21 protein-coding genes are annotated in these 17,872 nt (G+C 69.3%); 12 read left to right on the forward strand and 9 right to left on the reverse strand.

The window, feature by feature from the left end:
* The first annotated feature begins 124 nt into the window (after nt 1–124).
* Together ACIRVH_RS24230 and ACIRVH_RS24235 are read left to right on the forward strand one after the other, a co-directional pair.
* Entirely contained in the window at nt 125–886 is a 762-nt protein-coding gene (locus ACIRVH_RS24230) for a phosphoglyceromutase (protein WP_145875934.1), read from the forward strand.
* 982 nt (nt 887–1,868) lie between these two features.
* Nucleotides 1,869–2,438, forward strand: coding sequence for a DUF4232 domain-containing protein (locus tag ACIRVH_RS24235; protein WP_403956568.1), 570 nt, complete (start codon nt 1,869–1,871; stop codon nt 2,436–2,438).
* A gap of 512 nt (nt 2,439–2,950) precedes the next feature.
* On the opposite strand, the gene ACIRVH_RS24240 is transcribed toward ACIRVH_RS24235, so the two are convergent.
* Nucleotides 2,951–3,421 carry a hypothetical protein gene (locus ACIRVH_RS24240; protein WP_403956570.1) on the reverse strand — a complete coding sequence of 157 codons (471 nt, stop codon included), beginning with the start codon at nt 3,419–3,421 and terminating at the stop codon, nt 2,951–2,953.
* Between the two features lie 696 nt (nt 3,422–4,117).
* Here ACIRVH_RS24240 and ACIRVH_RS24245 point away from each other — a divergent pair.
* Nucleotides 4,118–5,179: a hypothetical protein gene (locus ACIRVH_RS24245; RefSeq protein WP_403956572.1), complete on the forward strand. Its 1,062-nt coding sequence runs from the start codon at nt 4,118–4,120 to the stop codon at nt 5,177–5,179.
* 55 nt (nt 5,180–5,234) lie between these two features.
* On the opposite strand, the gene ACIRVH_RS24250 is transcribed toward ACIRVH_RS24245, so the two are convergent.
* The 5 genes from ACIRVH_RS24250 to ACIRVH_RS24270 all read right to left on the reverse strand — a co-directional run bounded on the left by ACIRVH_RS24250 (nt 5,235) and on the right by ACIRVH_RS24270 (nt 7,213).
* Complete coding sequence (locus ACIRVH_RS24250; RefSeq protein WP_403956573.1) at nt 5,235–5,477, reverse strand: hypothetical protein; 243 nt, start codon at nt 5,475–5,477, stop codon at nt 5,235–5,237.
* A gap of 135 nt (nt 5,478–5,612) precedes the next feature.
* On the reverse strand, nt 5,613–5,840 hold the full coding sequence (locus ACIRVH_RS24255; RefSeq protein WP_403956575.1) for a hypothetical protein: 228 nt from the start codon (nt 5,838–5,840) through the stop codon (nt 5,613–5,615).
* Nucleotides 5,837–5,989, reverse strand: a complete 153-nt coding sequence (locus tag ACIRVH_RS24260; RefSeq protein WP_403956577.1) for a hypothetical protein — start codon at nt 5,987–5,989, stop codon at nt 5,837–5,839. Before ACIRVH_RS24260 ends, ACIRVH_RS24255 begins: the two co-directional genes overlap by 4 nt.
* A gap of 443 nt (nt 5,990–6,432) precedes the next feature.
* Nucleotides 6,433–6,639, reverse strand: a complete 207-nt coding sequence (locus ACIRVH_RS24265) for a hypothetical protein (protein ID WP_403956579.1) — start codon at nt 6,637–6,639, stop codon at nt 6,433–6,435.
* 238 nt (nt 6,640–6,877) lie between these two features.
* Nucleotides 6,878–7,213 (reverse strand): hypothetical protein, encoded by a 336-nt coding sequence (locus tag ACIRVH_RS24270; protein ID WP_403956580.1) that lies wholly within the window; start codon nt 7,211–7,213, stop codon nt 6,878–6,880.
* 197 nt (nt 7,214–7,410) lie between these two features.
* Between ACIRVH_RS24270 and ACIRVH_RS24275 the strand changes: the two genes are divergently transcribed.
* The gene (locus ACIRVH_RS24275) at nt 7,411–8,166 is read left to right on the forward strand and encodes a GAF and ANTAR domain-containing protein (RefSeq protein ID WP_403956582.1); all 756 of its coding nucleotides are present in this window, start codon (nt 7,411–7,413) and stop codon (nt 8,164–8,166) included.
* Between the two features lie 65 nt (nt 8,167–8,231).
* Here the strand turns inward: ACIRVH_RS24275 and ACIRVH_RS24280 are convergent, their stop codons facing one another.
* Both ACIRVH_RS24280 and phoU read right to left on the reverse strand, forming a co-directional pair.
* The gene (locus ACIRVH_RS24280) at nt 8,232–8,387 is read right to left on the reverse strand and encodes a hypothetical protein (RefSeq protein WP_179851626.1); all 156 of its coding nucleotides are present in this window, start codon (nt 8,385–8,387) and stop codon (nt 8,232–8,234) included.
* Between the two features lie 132 nt (nt 8,388–8,519).
* Complete coding sequence (phoU, locus tag ACIRVH_RS24285) at nt 8,520–9,209, reverse strand: phosphate signaling complex protein PhoU (protein WP_403956584.1); 690 nt, start codon at nt 9,207–9,209, stop codon at nt 8,520–8,522.
* Nucleotides 9,210–9,443: 234 nt separating this feature from the next.
* Here phoU and ACIRVH_RS24290 point away from each other — a divergent pair, with 234 nt between their 5' ends.
* A complete protein-coding gene (locus ACIRVH_RS24290; RefSeq protein ID WP_403956586.1) occupies nt 9,444–10,697 on the forward strand; it encodes a sensor histidine kinase in 1,254 nt (417 codons plus the stop codon).
* The gene (locus ACIRVH_RS24295) at nt 10,694–11,374 is read left to right on the forward strand and encodes a response regulator transcription factor (RefSeq protein WP_010358452.1); all 681 of its coding nucleotides are present in this window, start codon (nt 10,694–10,696) and stop codon (nt 11,372–11,374) included. The genes ACIRVH_RS24290 and ACIRVH_RS24295 overlap by 4 nt, the downstream gene beginning before the upstream one ends.
* Before the next feature lie 108 nt (nt 11,375–11,482).
* Here the strand turns inward: ACIRVH_RS24295 and ACIRVH_RS24300 are convergent, their stop codons facing one another.
* Nucleotides 11,483–12,160 (reverse strand): DUF461 domain-containing protein, encoded by a 678-nt coding sequence (locus ACIRVH_RS24300; protein ID WP_403956588.1) that lies wholly within the window; start codon nt 12,158–12,160, stop codon nt 11,483–11,485.
* 639 nt (nt 12,161–12,799) lie between these two features.
* On the opposite strand from ACIRVH_RS24300, the gene ACIRVH_RS24305 reads away from it, so the two are divergent.
* The 6 genes from ACIRVH_RS24305 to rlmB all read left to right on the forward strand — a co-directional run bounded on the left by ACIRVH_RS24305 (nt 12,800) and on the right by rlmB (nt 17,794).
* Nucleotides 12,800–13,282 (forward strand): CarD family transcriptional regulator, encoded by a 483-nt coding sequence (locus tag ACIRVH_RS24305; RefSeq protein ID WP_003953493.1) that lies wholly within the window; start codon nt 12,800–12,802, stop codon nt 13,280–13,282.
* Between the two features lie 300 nt (nt 13,283–13,582).
* The gene (gene ispD / locus ACIRVH_RS24310; protein ID WP_403956589.1) at nt 13,583–14,335 is read left to right on the forward strand and encodes a 2-C-methyl-D-erythritol 4-phosphate cytidylyltransferase; all 753 of its coding nucleotides are present in this window, start codon (nt 13,583–13,585) and stop codon (nt 14,333–14,335) included.
* Nucleotides 14,325–14,849, forward strand: coding sequence for a 2-C-methyl-D-erythritol 2,4-cyclodiphosphate synthase (ispF, locus tag ACIRVH_RS24315; RefSeq protein ID WP_403956591.1), 525 nt, complete (start codon nt 14,325–14,327; stop codon nt 14,847–14,849). Before ispD ends, ispF begins: the two co-directional genes overlap by 11 nt.
* A 61-nt stretch (nt 14,850–14,910) precedes the next feature.
* Nucleotides 14,911–15,315, forward strand: coding sequence for a PPOX class F420-dependent oxidoreductase (locus tag ACIRVH_RS24320; protein WP_403956593.1), 405 nt, complete (start codon nt 14,911–14,913; stop codon nt 15,313–15,315).
* Between the two features lie 45 nt (nt 15,316–15,360).
* Nucleotides 15,361–16,764, forward strand: a complete 1,404-nt coding sequence (gene cysS, locus ACIRVH_RS24325) for a cysteine--tRNA ligase (protein ID WP_403956595.1) — start codon at nt 15,361–15,363, stop codon at nt 16,762–16,764.
* Between the two features lie 88 nt (nt 16,765–16,852).
* On the forward strand, nt 16,853–17,794 hold the full coding sequence (gene rlmB, locus ACIRVH_RS24330; RefSeq protein ID WP_403956597.1) for a 23S rRNA (guanosine(2251)-2'-O)-methyltransferase RlmB: 942 nt from the start codon (nt 16,853–16,855) through the stop codon (nt 17,792–17,794).
* The last annotated feature ends 78 nt before the right edge of the window (nt 17,795–17,872 follow it).

The raw sequence follows: 17,872 nt of genomic DNA on the forward strand, positions 1-17,872 counted from the left end.
CAACCAACAGCGCAACTTACTTGTGGCGGGTTGATCTCGGCCACTCAATTAACAGATGCCGTCAACTGTCCGGCTGCTGGGCGGGGGCCCTGGCGGGTCTAATGCGTGGATTACGCTCTGAGGCATGGCCGACGCACCGTACAAGCTGATCCTCCTCCGCCACGGCGAGAGCGAGTGGAACGCGAAGAACCTGTTCACCGGCTGGGTGGACGTCAACCTCAACGAGAAGGGCGAGAAGGAGGCGGTCCGCGGCGGTGAGCTGCTCAAGGACGCCGGCCTGCTCCCCGACGTGGTCCACACGTCCCTCCAGAAGCGCGCGATCCGCACCGCCCAGCTGGCGCTGGAGTCCGCGGACCGCCACTGGATCCCGGTCCACCGCTCCTGGCGCCTGAACGAGCGCCACTACGGCGCCCTGCAGGGCAAGGACAAGGCGCAGACGCTCGCCGAGTTCGGCGAGGAGCAGTTCATGCTCTGGCGCCGCTCGTACGACACCCCGCCGCCCGCGCTCTCGGACGACTCCGAGTTCTCCCAGGCGAACGACGCGCGCTACGCCTCCATCCCGCCGGAGCTGCGCCCGAAGACGGAGTGCCTGAAGGACGTCGTCGTCCGCATGCTCCCGTACTGGTACGACGGCATCGTCCCCGACCTGCTCGACGGCCACACCGTCCTGGTCGCGGCCCACGGCAACAGCCTCCGCGCCCTGGTCAAGCACCTGGACGGCATCTCGGACGCGGACATCGCGGGCCTGAACATCCCGACGGGCATCCCCCTCTTCTACGAGCTGGACGCCGACTTCAAGCCGGTGACCCCGGGCGGCCGGTACCTCGACCCCGAGGCGGCCGCGGCGGCGATCGAGGCGGTCAAGAACCAGGGCAAGAAGAAGTAGCTTTTGTGATCATGCCTCCCACCTGTGCTTTCGGCGCGGAGGGGAGGCATTTTCATGCGCTGGAACCTCTCTGGAACCTCAGTCCGTGGGATGGTGCAGTCGGAGCGCTCGCCCGAGAGCCTTGCGTGCCCGGTCCCGGCTGCTCGGCATGAGGTGCGCGTACACCTTCAGCGTCAGGCCCGGATCAGAGCCAGTGCTCGTCGCCATCTTCAGCGGCCGTCTGTCCTTCCATGTGGACCTCCGTAGCATCCGAAGTGGCCCGGCCGGGCGGCCGGGCCTTCACCTGGTAGGTGAAGCGCGAGGCAGACGTCACGAAGGAGCGCCCCGAGCGTAGGACCAGGGCAGGGCCCCAACGAATGGTGCTTAACAAACCTTGACGTGGACTCAGATTTCACTGCTGCTCAGCGCAAAAACTGCGTGGGATGGGGCGCACTGGGCGCCCCCCGCGCGCTGCTGGCTCGCTGCGCTCACGGCAGAGAGTCGGCTCTTCAGGAGGCGGCACGCCGCCGTGTGTACTGCCGATTCCCCCTCCTCAAGAGCCGCGGTGAGCAGTACAGAGAGGGAGGGGTCCGGCGGTCCTCACTCACGCTTGCCGTCCGACCCTTGGAAAGCCCACAGGACGGCCTTCCAAGGAGGAGCAGCACCCTGGTGTCCCGTGCCACTGGATCTTGACCGTTTGCCATCGGACTTTGACGGACGCGAGTTTGTGTCATCGGAGTTTGATCACCGCAGGTCAGCGACTCAGCGCACCTTCGGTGCGCGCCGGGGGCGTGGTAGAACCCGTGGCGCGCTGGAGGTGCTTCTGTCTGCCCTGACGGCCATCTGCACGGGTGCAGCCTGTCGTCACCGTTCCGTCACAAGTGTCGCCGCACGGAACCCTGCCGCTCTCCCGCCCTATCTGCACTCACGTACCACGACCACGCGTACCGCGGGGCAACAACGACCGAAACCCGCGGACGAGACGACTCAGGGGGACGACATCATGCGTCACAGCAACGGCATTCGCAGGGCGGCTCTGGCGACGACGGCGGTCACGGCCGTCGCGGCGGCGGTGACCGGCATCCTGCCCGGCACCGCCATGGCGGCGAGCACCACCACCTCCACCCCGCCGCCCGCCTGCCCGGCCTCCGCCCTCCAGGTCAGCGCCTGGCAGGCCGTCCACCGGCCCGTCGGGACCGGGACCGGGGCGGCGGTCGTGCAGTTCACCAACGTCTCCCGGAGGACGTGCGTCCTGAAGGGCCATCCGACGGTCGCGGGTGCCGGCAACGGCTCCCCCTCCCACAACACCCCGCTCAAGGTCACCCCCACCGGCAGGGCGGCCACCGTGACGGTTCGGCCGCACGGCAAGGCGTGGGTGAAGCTGACCTTCGTCCAGGTCCAGGGGGAGGCCGACGGCTACTGCGTGTCGGGCAAGGACCCGGTGACGTATCCGACGATGGTCATCGGGCTGCCGCACTCCGGGAAGCACCAGGTCGCCCTGAACGACGGGTGGTGGGCCGAGTGCGACAACAAGGTGACCGTCACCCCGGTCTCGGCGGTCAAGCCTTCCTGACCCCACCGTCCCCACAAATCGAGCAGCCTGCATGACGATCGCAAGGCTCTGACCTGCACGTTTACGAGGAACCGCACATAAGTGCAGGTCAGCGACTCAGCGCACCTTCGGTGCGCTGAGTCGCTGACCTGCCGTGATCAAACTCCGATGACACAAACTCGCGTCCGTCAAAGTCCGATGGCAAACGGTCAAGATCCAGTGGCACGGGACACCTGGCCCCGACGGCGGCCGGCGCGCGAGCGTAGCGAGCTAGCAAGGGGCGCGCGGCCGTAGGCGTAGGCCACACCTGGCGGGAGTCTCGGCCGATAGCAGCACGGGTCACCCTCTCGGGAGCCCGTATGGGGCCGTTTCTGGGGTCTGCGAGGATCGGCCGCTATCCGCTAACACCCTGGTCACCTGCGGTTTTGATCGCTATCAGGGTCGCTATCGATAGCGACTCGAATGTAAGGGGTGCCTGCTATCGGTGTCGCTAACGTTAGCGGGCCTAACGACTCACGGTGAGGGCCCGGCGATCAGCGGATCCGCTGGGCGGCCGCTTCCAGGAACGCACGCACCGCTTGTTCCAACTCGTTTTCGAGTCTGATGAGTAGTTGCCGGTCATCGGCCTCGCCGATTGCACCGATCTTGGCGGATACGACGTCCATCAGCTGCCGGAGTGCTGGGTCGTCTGCCACCAGATGGAGATGGAAGGCGGCGGCTTCAGCCGCAGCTCCTAGCCTGTCGCTCTCCAACTGTGCGGCCATGTAGGCGTCCTGGTCGCGGGGGGACGCCCTTCGGCGGAACCACAGCGTGATTACGCCACGCTTGAGTTCCGTGACGGCGCTGGCGTATCCGCTGTAGGCAGCCAGACGCTCCTGCCGCAAACGTTCTTGCCGTGCCACGGCGTCTGCGTGCTCGGTGGTTCTGCGCTGGAACAGATAAGTGCTCAGCGAGCCGATCAGCGTGCCAGCGACGGCTACCACGCTGGCCAAGACGGTGTCCACGCCGGCGAGTTGACCACATCCCGCGCCGGTTGGCCACAGCATCGCTGCTGACGCATGCTGGCTGCCTTGTGCTGGCCTGAGCTGGTTCCAGTGCCAGGGCGCGCGACCGCCGTGAGGCCTGCCGGACGGCCGTTTTCTCGGCGCTCCAGAGAATGGGGCTCTATCGTCTAGCGTCCTGGTCAGGAGTGGTACGGGCCGCTAGCAGAACCTCTACCGCTAGAGGGTCTCACCTCTAGCGGTAGAGGCCGCGAGGGGCCCCGGAGCCGGAACCTCTCTGGAACCTCCGAGGTCAACCAGCAACGACAGACAACGACCGCCAACGACCGCCCGGCCGCAGGTCAGTTGAGGTGAGCACCCCGCTGACCAGCCCCAAAAACCGGGCGGTCGAAACCCAGGGCAAGAAGAAGTAGCTTTCGCGATCATGCCCTCGACCTGCGCTTACGTACTCGCTCTGGTTCCAGAACCGCCGGTTGGCGGGGATGCTGTCCACGTGCCGACTCCAGCAGGCTCAGATGTTGCTCAGACCGCTTGCCCGGGCTCTGCCGCGATGGTCGGATCACCACGTGTTCGAGCGGCACCAGCCGTTCACCGCAAGGGGGACTCGTGGAACGTGACCGCCGAAGTCTGCCAGTAAGCGCTACGCGTGTAAAAGCCAGGCCGGCAGCCGCGTACGCCGTCGCCGGCATGGTCCATCTCGTGACGGCCGCGGTGTTCATCGGCAGCGTGTTGCTGATCGTTGTCGGACTGCGCACAGTTGTTCAGCCCATGATAGGCCTGGTGCTTCTGGGCCTGGCTCTTGCTTTGCGCCCGCGGATCGGACAGCTGAATCCCGACCTGCCCACGCTGCGAGAGGCAGACGCCCCGGCGTTGTTCGACCTGTTGGGTGGCATAGCCGACACGTGCGGAGTGCGGCCCCCCGATACGGTCCAGCTCGGTCCGGCGTTCTCGGTCACCGTCACGCACTACGGGTTCACCCGGAAGCGCTGTCTTGTTGTCGGCCTCCCGCTCTGGGCCGCTTACCCGCCCCAGCAACGCGTTGCCGCCATAGCCCATGCGCTGGCCTACGCGGCTCCTCGCCACGTCCGTTCCCGCGCGTTCGTCGCCATGGCCCTCGAGTCACTGATCGCCGGGTCGGGGACCATGCGAGCCAACGACACCGCGTACATCTCCTGGACGGTCAATGCTCTCGCCTTCGGTGCGGACGAAGTGGCGGCCGGAGCACGGAACTTCAACATCCGGGGCAAGACCAGCGAGTGGGTGCTGTGGATCCCGAGGACGGCCATTGCCGCGACAGCGCGCCTGCTGCTCTGGCTCACGCTGCCGGCCACTCGGGGTGCACTGTTGGAGGCGGACGACGCTGCAGCCCGTACAGCGTCCTCCGGGGCCGCTGTCGCCGCGCTGAACGACCAGGACCTTGCTCGCCCGGTCTGCATGGAAGCGCATCGCCTGGTGATCGAGAGGAAGACACTCGCCACCAAACGATCCACCGCAGCACCCGAGCAGGACTTCAGGGAGAAGCTCGCCCGTCAGGCGGCACGTCTGCGCGAGCAACGTGGCGGTGATGCCACCCGTGTTTCTCTCAATGCTTCGCGTGTGACCCGGTTGAGTGCGGCGCCGAGGCACCGGGCGGCGATCACTCTGGATGAGCCCGGCCTGACCCGTATCGCCGACGAGCTTCGCCTGCCCGAGAAGGCGGTGGTGGACAAGATGATGCGTGACGGCGTCGCTGAGGCACAGCAGCCCATTGCGCTGCGTTAACGACTCGGTCCGCAATTGAGGGGCGTGCTGGCCCGGCGGATCGCCTGATGATTGATCAGCGGGCGCCTGCCGGGCGAGCACGAGCTCGGCGGGCGGGGAGCGGGATGCCGAGGATGGTGTCGGCGGAGGTGCGGGCGCTGTCCCGGGCCGTGGTGGCTGTGCCGGGGTTCGGAGCACGCGGCGGACCAGGGTCACGGACATGGCTGGCTTGGTCGGCGATGTCCTGCGCGGACATGCCCTGCTCGCGCAGCCGTACAGCCCACCGTGCGGCCGGATAGGGCGGCACGCGCGCGGACAAGCCCACCGCTGTGGTCCGTGGCGACATGTGGGCAAAAAACCAGGCCCCCCAGACCCGGGGCAAGGAGAAGTAGCTTTTGTGATCATGCCCCTGATCTGCGTGTTCGTCGCAGATCAGGGGCATTTTGCGTCCAGCTCAGCCGGTGCAGCCAGGAACGCTGTTCGGTGGGGCGCAGTTGTTCAGGGTGACCTTGCCGGAGGCTTTGAAGATGCCGCCTCCGTCGCCGGCCTTGTTCTCGGTGACGGTGCTGTCGTTCAGGGTCGTGGAGCCGATGGCGTGGAAGATGCCCCCGCCCCGGGCGGTGCCGCCGTTCGGAGCCTTGGCGGTGTTCTTGCTGATCCGGGATGAGCGCTCGACCTTCACCGTGCCCCGAGGAGGTTGCTGATGCCCCCGCCCTGAGCGGTGCCGCCGCGACCACTGGCCGTGTTGCCGAGCACCTGGCTGCTGCGCAGCGTGAGCTCGCCGACAGGACCGACGCTGATCGCGCCGCCGGTGACGGTGGGTGGCGGCATGGGCGAACGGTGCCGGGAGCACCATCACTGCGCAGGCTGCCAGCCCGGCCGTGGCCAGGAGCCTGCCCGGACGCGATCGTCGGACCTTGCGGTCCGCCCCCTGCGCTCGGAAGCACTGCCAGGACATAAGGGTTCCTCTTTCCGCCCCAGGAGGCACCCCACCGGGTGCGCTTCGACCAGCGGGCCCGGTCCGCCCTGGCGCAGGTCGTCGACGTGGGATGCCGGAATCAGCCGATCACGGTCTCCCGCCGCCGACGGCCCGACCTCGCCCGTCTGTCACCCGCAGGTCCGGCACTTTCCCCGAGTCGGGCCAACAGCCCGTGCCGCCCCGCCGGAAAGAACAAGCCCCCTCCCTGCGGTTTCTCCGCCGGAAGGGGGCTCTTGCGTGACGGCATGAGACCTCGACCACTCAGGTGGACCCGGACGTCGTCACCACGTCCTGCTCACCAGCGTTCAGGCCCCACTCCGCGCCAGTCGATCCACGGGACCTCCGCCACCTCCGCCGGGTCGATCTCCAGTCCGGCTCGGCGGAGGAACTCGGCGACGTCGGCCACGTTGTGGGCCAGGCCGAGGATCTCGCCGTCCACGCGGACCCGTCGGCCGCCTGTCGGTGACGGCGGATGGACGATCACGCGAATCGGGCCGGACATGCCTTCAGGATCGTCTGGGACATGCGGCCGCGCATTCCAACGCGTCTCCTGCTGCGCTTGGGCGAGGTCGCCGGGGAACGATCGCATGACCAAATTCAAGCACGTGTTCGATTTACGAGTCCATCGGAGTAGTGGCCGACGACGACTTGTCAGGTAGAAGGCCCGGGTCGTGACCCGGGCCTTCTTGCCGGCCGGGCGAGTTGTTCGCCTTTCAGGGTCGTCCCGGGCCGGCCGGCCGCTACCTCACGATGACGATCACGACGGATCCGTTGCCGAAGCCGTGATCGAAGCGGTTGTGGCCGAAGCAGAACCCAGGATGGTTGAAGCAGAAGCCGCGGTGGTCGAAGCGGAATCCGCCGTGGTTGAAGCGGAATCCGCCGTGATCGAAGCCGAATCCGCCGTGGTCGAAGCAGCGCCCGTCGTCGTTGCCGAAGCACGAGTCGGTGGCCACATGGGTGTGCACAGCGGGGGCTGCCGCGGCGGCTGTGCCCGCTGTGCCGATCGCGGCGCCGCCGGCCAGCAGAACGCCGGCCGCGGACGCCGCGAGCAGACGCCCCGCGTCGTGTGCTCGCATGATGGATGCACTCTTCCTTCCGGAACGAGCCGACCAGGGACGTACCCCCAGGTTGCGGCCCTACTTGCGATACGTCCGAGGCGCCTTTTCGGATTGCCGCCCGGCCGGTACGACGCGTCGTGCACTAGCTCCGCGCAACCGGGGAACCCGGCAGGTACGGGACCCGCTCACCGCACGCCGTGCCGGGGGTGATGACCATGCAGTCCGGGCAGTCCCAGCAGTCGGCCGGGGGCGGTGTGCCGCCGGAGGTGGAGGGGCGGTCGCGGGTCGGCGCGGCGCTCGCCGCAGCCGCGCGGGGAGCCGGGGACCCGCGGCGGGTTCCCGACGCGCTCTGCACGGCGTGCGTACGACTGCTGCCCGTCACCGGCGCCTCCGTGTCGCTGTCCGGCGGGCGCGGGATCCGGGTGACCTGGTGCGCCAGTGACCGGGTCGCCGCACGGCTCGCCGAGCTGCAGTACACCGTGGGCGAGGGGCCCTGTCAGACCGCCCTCGACCAGGGCACCCCGGTCTTCGCGGCCGACCTCGCCGGGCGGCGCGACGCCTGCCGCTGGCCGATCTTCGCGCACGAGGCCCTCGGGCTCGGCGCGGCCGCGGTGTTCTCCCTGCCGCTCGGCGTCGCCGGCACCGCCATCGGCACCCTCGACCTGTACTGCGACCGGCCCGGCGGACTGTCCGAGCCGGATCTGCGGACCGCGCTGCGGGTGCGGGACGTGATGACGGACGCCCTGACGGATCTGCGGCCCAGGGGAGAGGAGGGGGAGACGGCGTCCTGGGTGTGCGCCTCGCAGGCCGATCACGCCGAGGTGCAGCAGGCCGTCGGCATGGTGATGGTGCAGCTCGACCTGGACCCCGAGCAGGCCCTGGATCGGATACGCGCCCGCGCCTTCGCCGAGGGCCGTACGGTCAGCCAGGCCGCCCGGAGGGTCCTGGCCCGCGGACTCCGCTTCCGGTAGCGGGTGGCCTGTGGACGACGTGAGGGGCCCCGGAGTCACCGGGGCCCCTCACAGGTCGTACGCCGTCAGCCGCACTGGCAGGGAGCGCCCGACTGGCAGCCGCAGCCGCAGCCGGAACCGCAGCCGCACGCGGCCACGAGCGGCAGGCTCCGCATCTCGGCAGGCTGGTCGGTCTCGCGTTCCTGGGTGGGGTCGGGCGTGGTGCTGGGGGATTCGGCCATGGGTCCCTCCTCGACACTGGGGCCAGGTGCCCTCGCCCATTCCATGCCCGTTTCTCTGGGCGCATCAACGGCGCACAGAGGCGCCCGCGCGCCCTGCCCGAGGGCCTTCGAGCCCCCGGGGCAGCGCCGGTGTCAGGCTTCGTCGGCCCCGGTGACGGGCTGGATGTCGGGCTGCAGCTCGTCCGCGTGCTCGCCCGTGACCAGGAAGACGACGCGCTTGGCGACGGCCACCGCGTGGTCGGCGTACCGCTCGTAGTAGCGGCCCAGCAGGGTCACGTCGACGGCCGTCTCGATGCCGTGCTTCCAGCGCTCGTCGATCAGGTGCTGGAAGAGGGTGCGGTGCAGCTGGTCCATCTCGTCGTCGTCCTGCTCCAGCTGGAGGGCGAGGTCGACGTCCTTCGTCACGATCACCTCGGCCGACTTCGCCATCAGGCGCTGCGCGAGCTGGCCCATCTCCAGGATGGTGGCGTGCAGGTCGTGCGGGACCGCGCGCTCGGGGAAGCGCAGCCGGGCCAGCTTCGCCACGTGCTGGGCGAGGTCGCCGGAGCGCTCCAGGTCGGCGGACATGCGCAGCGACGTGACGACGATCCGGAGGTCGGTCGCCACCGGCTGCTGCCGTGCGAGCAGGGCTATCGCCCGCGCCTCCAGGTCGTGCTGGAGCTCGTCCACCCTCTTGTCGGCCTCGATGACGCTCTCGGCCAGCTTCAGGTCGGCGTCGAGGATGGCCGTCGTGGCGCGCCCGATGGCCGACCCGACCAGCCGGGCCATCTCCACCAGACCGTCGCCGATCGAGTCAAGTTCCTCGTGGTACGCGTCCCGCATCAGGGTTCCCTCTCGTATGTTCTCTTTCGGGGCTTCCGGGGGCCGTGACACCAGGCGCCCCGTGGCGAAACCGGCGGTGCGAACCCCACGCTCCCACGTTCTGCCTCGCACGCGTCCGTTTCTGCCACCCCAAATGAACCACTACTGGCTCCAAGGTGAACTCTGGGCGACGAGTGGCCGAGGTCGCACTCCGACGGCTGTGGTCATGTCGTACGCCATGCCTAACCTGGATGCATGGACGTGAACGCGGCGGTCGCCGCAGCGGCAGCGATCGCCGGGGTGCTCACCGGTGTCATCGCCATGCTGGCGTTCCGCTGGAGCGAACGCGACCAGAAGCGACCGACCAGGACTTCTTTGCACACCGATCCCGTACTCCCGCCCGGCGTGGACACCGTTCTGTCCGTGCTCCGCTCCTCGGCCGTCGTCCTCGACGAGGCCGACGGCGTCGTCAAGGCAAGCTCCGCCGCGTACGCCCTCGGGCTGGTCCGCGGCGGCAAGCTCGCCGTCGAGCCCATGCTCCAGATGGCCCGGGACACCCGCCGGGACGGGGAGATACGCCAGGTCGAGCTGGATCTGCCCCGGCGCGGCACCGGACGGGGCGAGGCCCTCGCCGTCTCCGCACGCGTGGCCCCGCTCGGCTCCCGCCTGGTCCTGCTGCTGGTCGAGGACCTCACCGAGGCCCGCCGGATCGAGGCCGTACGACGCGACTTCGTGGCCAACGTGAGCCACGAGCTGAAGACGCCCGTCGGCGCGCTCTCCCTGCTCTCCGAGGCCGTCATGGACGCCTCGGACGACCCCGAGGCCGTACAGCGCTTCGCGGGCCGCATGCAGATCGAGGCGACCCGGCTGACCAACCTGGTCCAGGAGCTGATCGACCTCTCGCGGGTCCAGAACGACGACCCCCTCGAGGACGCCGAGCCCGTCCGCGTGGACGACCTCGTCGCCGAGGCCGTCGACCGCTGCCGCCACCAGGCGGGCACCAAGCAGATCACGATGGCCGCCGGCGGCACCGCCGACCTGCACGTCTGGGGCAACCGCGGCCAGCTCGCCGCCGCCCTGGGCAACCTCGTCGAGAACGCCGTGAACTACTCCCCGGCCCGCACCCGCGTCGGCATAGCCGCCCGCCGGGTCAACGCCCCGGGCGGCGACATGATCGAGCTCGCCGTCACGGACCAGGGCATCGGCATCTCCGACAAGGACAAGGAGCGCATCTTCGAGCGCTTCTATCGCGTCGACCCCGCCCGCTCCCGGCAGACCGGAGGCACCGGTCTGGGTCTCGCGATCGTGAAGCACGTGGTCGCCTCGCACGGCGGGGAGGTCACGGTCTGGAGCGCCGAGAACCAGGGCTCCACCTTCACCCTCAGGCTGCCGGAGGCGGGTGCCGCCCGCGACCGTGCACAGCAGCACCCCGACCTCGACGACGAGGCCGGAGGCACCGCCGACTCAACCCCGTACGAACCGCTTCCCGCCCCGGAGGTCCTTCCGTGACCCGAGTGCTCGTCGTCGAGGACGAGGAGTCCTTCTCCGACGCCCTGTCGTACATGCTCCGCAAGGAGGGCTTCGAGGTGGCCGTGGCCGCCACCGGCCCCGACGGACTCGACGAGTTCGAGCGCAATGGCGCCGACCTCGTCCTCCTCGACCTGATGCTGCCGGGTCTGCCCGGCACGGAGGTGTGCCGTCAGCTGCGCGGCCGCTCCAACGTCCCCGTGATCATGGTGACTGCCAAGGACAGCGAGATCGACAAGGTCGTGGGTCTCGAAATAGGAGCCGACGACTACGTCACCAAGCCGTTCTCCTCACGCGAGCTGGTGGCCCGCATCCGCGCCGTGCTGCGCCGTCGCGGCGAGCCGGAGGAGGTCACCCCGGCCGCCCTGGAGGCGGGCCCGGTCCGCATGGACGTCGACCGTCACGTGGTGACGGTGTCGGGCTCGAAGGTCGACCTCCCGCTGAAGGAGTTCGACCTCCTGGAGATGCTCCTGCGCAACGCCGGCCGCGTCCTGACCCGCATGCAGCTGATCGACCGGGTCTGGGGCGCCGACTACGTGGGCGACACCAAGACTCTCGACGTCCACGTCAAGCGCCTCCGCGCCAAGATCGAGCCGGACCCGGGCGCGCCGCGGTACCTGGTGACGGTCCGCGGCCTGGGCTACAAGTTCGAGCCGTAAGCCGTACGAAAGTGCGTGCTGTACGACGGTCGTACGGCACGCACCGCGCACGTACGAAGGGCGGCACCCCGGAATGGGGTGCCGCCCTTCGTGTGTACCGGCTGGTGCTCAGTGGCTCGCGGCCGACTGCGACGCCGAGTCGCTCGGGGTCGCCCCCGTGGTCGCGGTGTCCGTGGCGGTCGCCGACGGGCTGGTCTTGCCGCCCTTGCCCGGCTTGGCCTTGCCCGACGCGGTCGAGCCCGGCGCGGCGGTGGCGGTCGCCGAGGCGGTGGGGATCTCGCTCGGGCCCCAGCCGCTGAAGTAGCTGGTGGCCGGGACCACGAACGCGCGCAGGTTCACCGGACCGGTCCTGCTGAGGGTGAAGGTCACCTTCTGCGCGTTGCCGTCCTGGACCGCCTCACGGCCGCTGGCGATCACGGCGGACGCGTTGTCCTTGCCGCCGAGCACCAGCGAGCCGTGCGCCGGGACCGTCAGGCTCTGGCCCTTGGCGGCGGACAGCTTGACCGGCTCGCTGCTGCCCTGGACGGAGATCGACTGCAGGGTCTGGTTGGTGTTGCCCATGTTGAAGACGGTCGCCGAGATGACGGCCGGACCGGACGCCTTCAGGTCGGGCTGCGTGATGATCGTGGCGTTCTGGATCTTGATGTCACCGACGCTGGTCGCCGCGTTGTCCGGCTTGATCTCCAGGGTCTGGGAGTTGTTGCCGGCGCCACAGGCGGCGAGCGAGGCGATCGAGAAGACGATGGCGGACGCGGCGAGGGCGCCGCGTCGAAGGCTGCTGCTCACGGCGGCGGCAACTCCTTGAACGCAGGGGCGGCTCCCCTTATAAAGCCACCCTAAGTGTCTGTCAGCGGCCTTAGGTTACCGAGCCGTTCCCACGCGGCCGCACCCGACCCTCCCCCAAGCCCCGGGCTTCCCTCCGGGTGGGGGTACCTCACCGCCGACAAGTGACTCATGAGTCACTTTGCCGAGCCGCTCGTCCGCGATTCACATAACGCGCCCGCAAGACCGCAGTCCGCATCCGCGCAACACGGCCCGCAAATTTTCCGTGAAGGAATGCACGGCCACCTCGGATATTGATCATCCGGCCCTCATCGAGCCTCCTGTGATCAATTCCGGATTCGTCTCGTACCCGGCTCCTGCGGCCGAACGGAGTAGCGGAAGTCGTACGCTTGGAAGTGGACAAATCGGGATGTTCAACCTCTTGGGCGAGACTCCGCGAGGTTGTAACGTACGCGTTTCACCTCGCCCGGAGAGCTGCTCCGACCTGCGAATACCTGTTGCATCTCGGCCCGGCGGGCGCCCTCGAAGCACGTTCCTGTTGCTGTTGTCAAGCCCCGAGATATGCCCTGACCTGCGAAAACGCCATTCAGAACACGCCGTATCCGTGTTACTCTGGATAGCCACGGAAGGGGTACCTGTCACATGACGTTCAAGGTTGGCGACACCGTGGTCTATCCCCATCACGGGGCCGCGCTGATCGAGGCCATCGAAACTCGCCAGATCAAAGGCGTGGACAAGACCTACTTGGTGCTGAAGGTCGCCCAGGGTGACCTGACGGTGCGTGTGCCAGCGGACAATGCTGAGTTCGTGGGCGTGCGTGATGTGGTCGGTCAGGACGGGCTGGACCGGGTCTTCGAGGTGCTGCGTGCGCCGTATGCCGAGGAGCCCACGAACTGGTCCCGTCGCTACAAGGCAAACCTGGAGAAGCTCGCCTCCGGCGATGTCATCAAGGTCGCGGAAGTCGTGCGTGACCTGTGGCGTCGCGAGCGCGAGCGCGGTCTCTCCGCCGGTGAGAAGCGCATGCTCGCCAAGGCTCGCCAGATCCTGGTGAGTGAGCTCGCCCTCGCGGAGAACACGAACGAGGACAAGGCCGAGGCCCTGCTCGACGAGGTGCTCGCCTCCTGACGCGCCACCGGCGGCTTCGGCTGCCCGCAGCCCGTTCAGCACAGTGAAATGCCGCGGTGCCCGATGACACTGATCCTGTCGCCGGGCGCTGCGGCATGTTCGTCCCCAAAACGATCCGGCCGTCGTGAGACCGCCGGACCACCTGTCGTTCATCTCGGGGGAAACCCCCCGATACTTGGTGTGCCGGGCCCGGGCAGATGGCTCGACCAGGGTCACGGAAGGGTCCGGTCAAGGCTTCGCGCCCGGCACTCCTCCAGGCCATACCCACCTAGGTCGAGCACACAAACCTGACAGGAACCGATGTCTGACGATTCGCGCCCCGTACCCGCGCAGATCCCCGTCGCCGCCGTGATTCCCGCCGCCGGTAGGGGCGTACGGCTCGGCCCGGGCGCCCCCAAGGCGCTCCGCGCGCTGAACGGCACGCCGATGCTGATCCACGCGGTCCGCGCCCTCGCCGCGTCCCGCCATGTCTCCCTGGTGATCGTCGTCGCCCCGCCGGACGGCGCCGCCGAGGTCAAGTCCCTGCTCGACGCGCACGCGCTGCCCGAGCGCACCGACTTCCTCGTCGTCCCCGGCGGGGACAGCCGCCAGGAGTCGGTCCGGCTCGGCCTCGACGCCCTGCCGCCCGAGTACGGCGTCGTCCTCGTCCACGACGCGGCCCGCCCGCTCGTCCCCGTCGACACCGTCGACGCGGTCATCGAGGCCGTGCGCGACGGTGCCCCCGCCGTGGTCCCCGCGCTGCCGCTCGCCGACACCGTCAAGGAGGTCGAGCCCGCGGCCGTCGCCGGCGACCCGGAGCCGGTCGTGGCCACGCCCGAGCGGGCCCGGCTGCGGGCCGTGCAGACGCCCCAGGGCTTCGACCGGGAGACCCTGGTCCGCGCCCACGAGACCGTCACCGAGGACGTCACCGACGACGCGAGCATGGTCGAGCAGCTCGGCCTCAGGGTCGTCACCGTGCCCGGTCACGAGGAGGCCTTCAAGGTCACCCGCCCCCTCGACCTCGTCCTCGCCGAGGCGGTCCTGGCCCGCAGGAGGCTGAACGATGGCTTCTGAAGCAGCTGATCTCCGGCAGCCGCCGGCTGGGCTGCCCGTGCTCCCCCAGGTCGGCATCGGCACCGACATCCACGCCTTCGAGGAAGGCCGCGAGCTGTGGTGCGCCGGCCTGAAGTGGGAGGGCGAGGGTCCCGGCCTGGCCGGGCACTCCGACGCCGACGTCGTCGCCCACGCCGCCTGCAACGCGCTCTTCTCCGCCGCCGGGCTCGGCGACCTCGGCCAGCACTTCGGTACGGGCCGACCCGAGTGGTCCGGCGCCTCCGGGGTCACGCTGCTGACCGAGGCCGCCCGGATCGTCCGCGAGGCCGGGTTCGCCGTCGGCAACATCGCCGTCCAGGTCGTCGGCCCCCGCCCGAAGATCGGCAAGCGCCGCGACGAGGCCCAGAAGATCCTCTCCGAGGCGGCGGGCGCACCGGTGTCGGTGTCCGGCGCGACGACGGACGGCCTCGGCTTCCCGGGCCGCGAGGAGGGGCTGATGGCGGTGGCCACGGCGCTCGTGGTGCGGGTGGGCTGAGGGCGTGCGAGGGTGCCTGCAGAGCGACCAGTGACCCGCCCCTAGGTCCGGAGGTACCCCCATGTCCGCCGCCCTGTCCGACCGGCTCAAGTCCCTGCTCGACGGTCCCGTCTTCATCGTGGTCGGCACGGTCCAGCCCGACGGCAGCCCCCAGCTGTCCCCGGTGTGGGTGAAGCGGGACGGCGAACAGATCCTGTTCTCCACGACCGTCGACCGCCGCAAGAAGAAGAACCTCGACCGCGACTCCCGGGTGAGCGTCGTCGTCCAGGACCCCGAGATGCCGTACGTCTACGGCGAGATCCGGGGCACCGCGGAAATGACCACACAGGGCGGCGAAGAACTGATCGACGAACTGTCGATGAAATACACCGGCAAGAAGTACGCGGAGTTCAATCCGGCTTCGGCGCAGGACGCGGAGCGAGTGGTCGTACGGATCACTCCGCGGAAGGTCGTCGGGATGATGTGAGGCAAGCGGCACGAGGCATCACTCCCGGCCCACTACCCTGGAGTGGTGACCATTCGCCTGTACGACACCAGCGCCCGGCAGATCCGTGACTTCACCCCGCTCAAGCCGGGTTGTGTCTCGATCTACCTGTGTGGCGCCACCGTGCAGGCGGCCCCGCACATCGGGCATGTCCGCTCGTACCTCAACTTCGACATCATGCGCCGCTGGTTCCAGTACCGGGGCTACGACGTGACGTTCATCAGGAACGTCACGGACATCGACGACAAGATCATCGCCAAGGGTGCCGACCAGGGTCGCCCCTGGTGGTCGATCGGGTACGAGAACGAGCGCGCCTTCAACGACGGCTACGACGCCCTCGGCTGCCTCCCCCCGACCTACGAGCCGCGTGCCACCGGGCACGTGACCGAGATGGTCGAGATGATGCGCACCCTCATCGAGCGCGGCCACGCCTACGAGGCCGACGGCAGCGTCTACTTCGACGTCCGCTCCTGGCCCTCCTACCTGGAGCTGTCCAAGCAGGACCTGGACGAGATGCGGCAGCCCGCCGAGGAGGGCATCACCGGCAAGCGCGATCCGCGCGACTTCGCCATGTGGAAGGCCTCCAAGCCGGGCGAGCCCGACTGGGAGACGCCGTGGGGCCGTGGGCGCCCCGGCTGGCACCTGGAGTGCTCCGCCATGGCGCACAAGTACCTCGGCTCCGCCTTCGACATCCACGGCGGCGGCCTCGACCTGATCTTCCCGCACCACGAGAACGAGATCGCCCAGGCCAAGGCCTTCGGCGACGACTTCGCCACGTACTGGGTGCACAACGCCTGGGTCACCATGAGCGGCGAGAAGATGTCCAAGTCGCTGGGCAACTCGGTCCTCGTGAGCGAGATGGTCAAGGTGTGGCGCCCGATCGTCCTGCGCTACTACCTGGGCACCCCGCACTACCGCTCGATGATCGAGTACAGCGAGGAGGCGCTGCGCGAGGCCGAGTCGGCGTTCGCCCGGATCGAGGGCTTCGTGCAGCGGGTCGTCGAGCTGGCCGGGAAGACGGTCGAGCCGGCCGCCGAGGTCCCGCCCGCCTTCGCCGAGGCGATGGACGACGACCTGGGCGTTCCGCAGGCCCTGGCGATCGTGCACACCACCGTCCGGCAGGGCAACAGCGCGCTGGCCGCCGACGACAAGGAAGCGGCCGTGGCCCGGCTCGCCGAGGTGCGGGCCATGCTCGGTGTCCTCGGCCTCGACCCGCTGGACGCGCAGTGGGCCGGCGGCGGCGCCGACCGGGGCGAAGACCTGCACGGCGTGGTGGACAGCCTCGTCCGGCTCGTCCTCGACCAGCGCGAGTCCGCCCGCGCCCGCAAGGACTGGGGCACCGCCGACGCCATCCGCGACCAGCTCAACCAGTCCGGTCTGGTGATCGAGGACAGCCCGCAGGGCCCGCGCTGGAGCCTCGGCCCGCGCTAGCCCGCTGCTTGATCGACTGTGCCGCCCGGCCCTCCGGGCGGCACACTGCATAAGACGTACGTACGAAGCTCACGGAGACGAGTAACTCATGGCCGCGAACAACCGCCGCATGTCCGGCAAGAAGGGCGCGCAGGTCGGCAGTGGCGGCCAGCGGCGCAAGGGCTTGGAGGGCAAGGGGCCGACCCCGCCCGCCGAGATGCGCAAGGGGCACAAGAAGAACCGCATCGCCAACGCCAAGACCAAGCAGGCCGTGCGCCGCCCGGTGCCCAGGGGCCGGGGCGGCAAGTCGTCCTCCGAGCTGGTCGTCGGCCGCAACCCGGTCGTCGAGGCGCTGCGCGAGGGCGTACCGGCCTCCACCCTCTACGTCCAGCAGTTCATCGACAACGACGAGCGCGTCCGCGAGGCCCTCCAGCTCGCCGCCGAGCGCGGTGGCATCAACCTCATGGAGGCCCCGCGCCCCGAGCTGGACCGCATGACCAACGGCCTGAACCACCAGGGTCTGGTCCTCCAGGTCCCGCCGTACGAGTACGCGCACCCGGAGGACCTCGCCGCGTCCGCCTACGACGAGGGCGAGGACCCGCTGATCGTGGCGCTCGACGGCGTCACCGACCCGCGCAACCTCGGCGCTGTCGTCCGCTCCGTCTCCGCCTTCGGCGGCCACGGCGTCGTCGTCCCCGAGCGCCGCTCGGCCGGCATGACCGCCGGCGCCTGGAAGACCTCCGCCGGTACGGCCGCCCGCACGCCGGTCGCCCGTGCCACCAACCTGACCCGCGCCCTGGAGGCCTACAAGAAGGCCGGCATCACGATCGTCGGCCTGGCCGCCGACGGCGAGGTCGAACTCGGCGCGCTGGAGTCCCTCGGGGGCCCGGTCGTGATCGTGGTCGGCAGCGAGGGCAAGGGCCTGTCCCGCCTGGTCGGCGAAACCTGCGACTACCGCGTCCGGATCCCGATGCCGGGTGGTGCGGAGTCGCTCAACGCCGGTGTGGCGGCGGGCATCGTCCTGTACGAGGCGGCTCGCCGACGCGGCTGAACATGCGTCCGTCGCTTCACTCGTACGGGGTAATTCAGGCGTCCATATGGCGTTCCGGACCGCTTTGACGCGGTCCGG

It is taken from the genome of Streptomyces sp. NPDC101165, from assembly GCF_044768135.1.
In the GTDB taxonomy this organism is placed as follows: Bacteria; Actinomycetota; Actinomycetes; order Streptomycetales; family Streptomycetaceae; genus Streptomyces.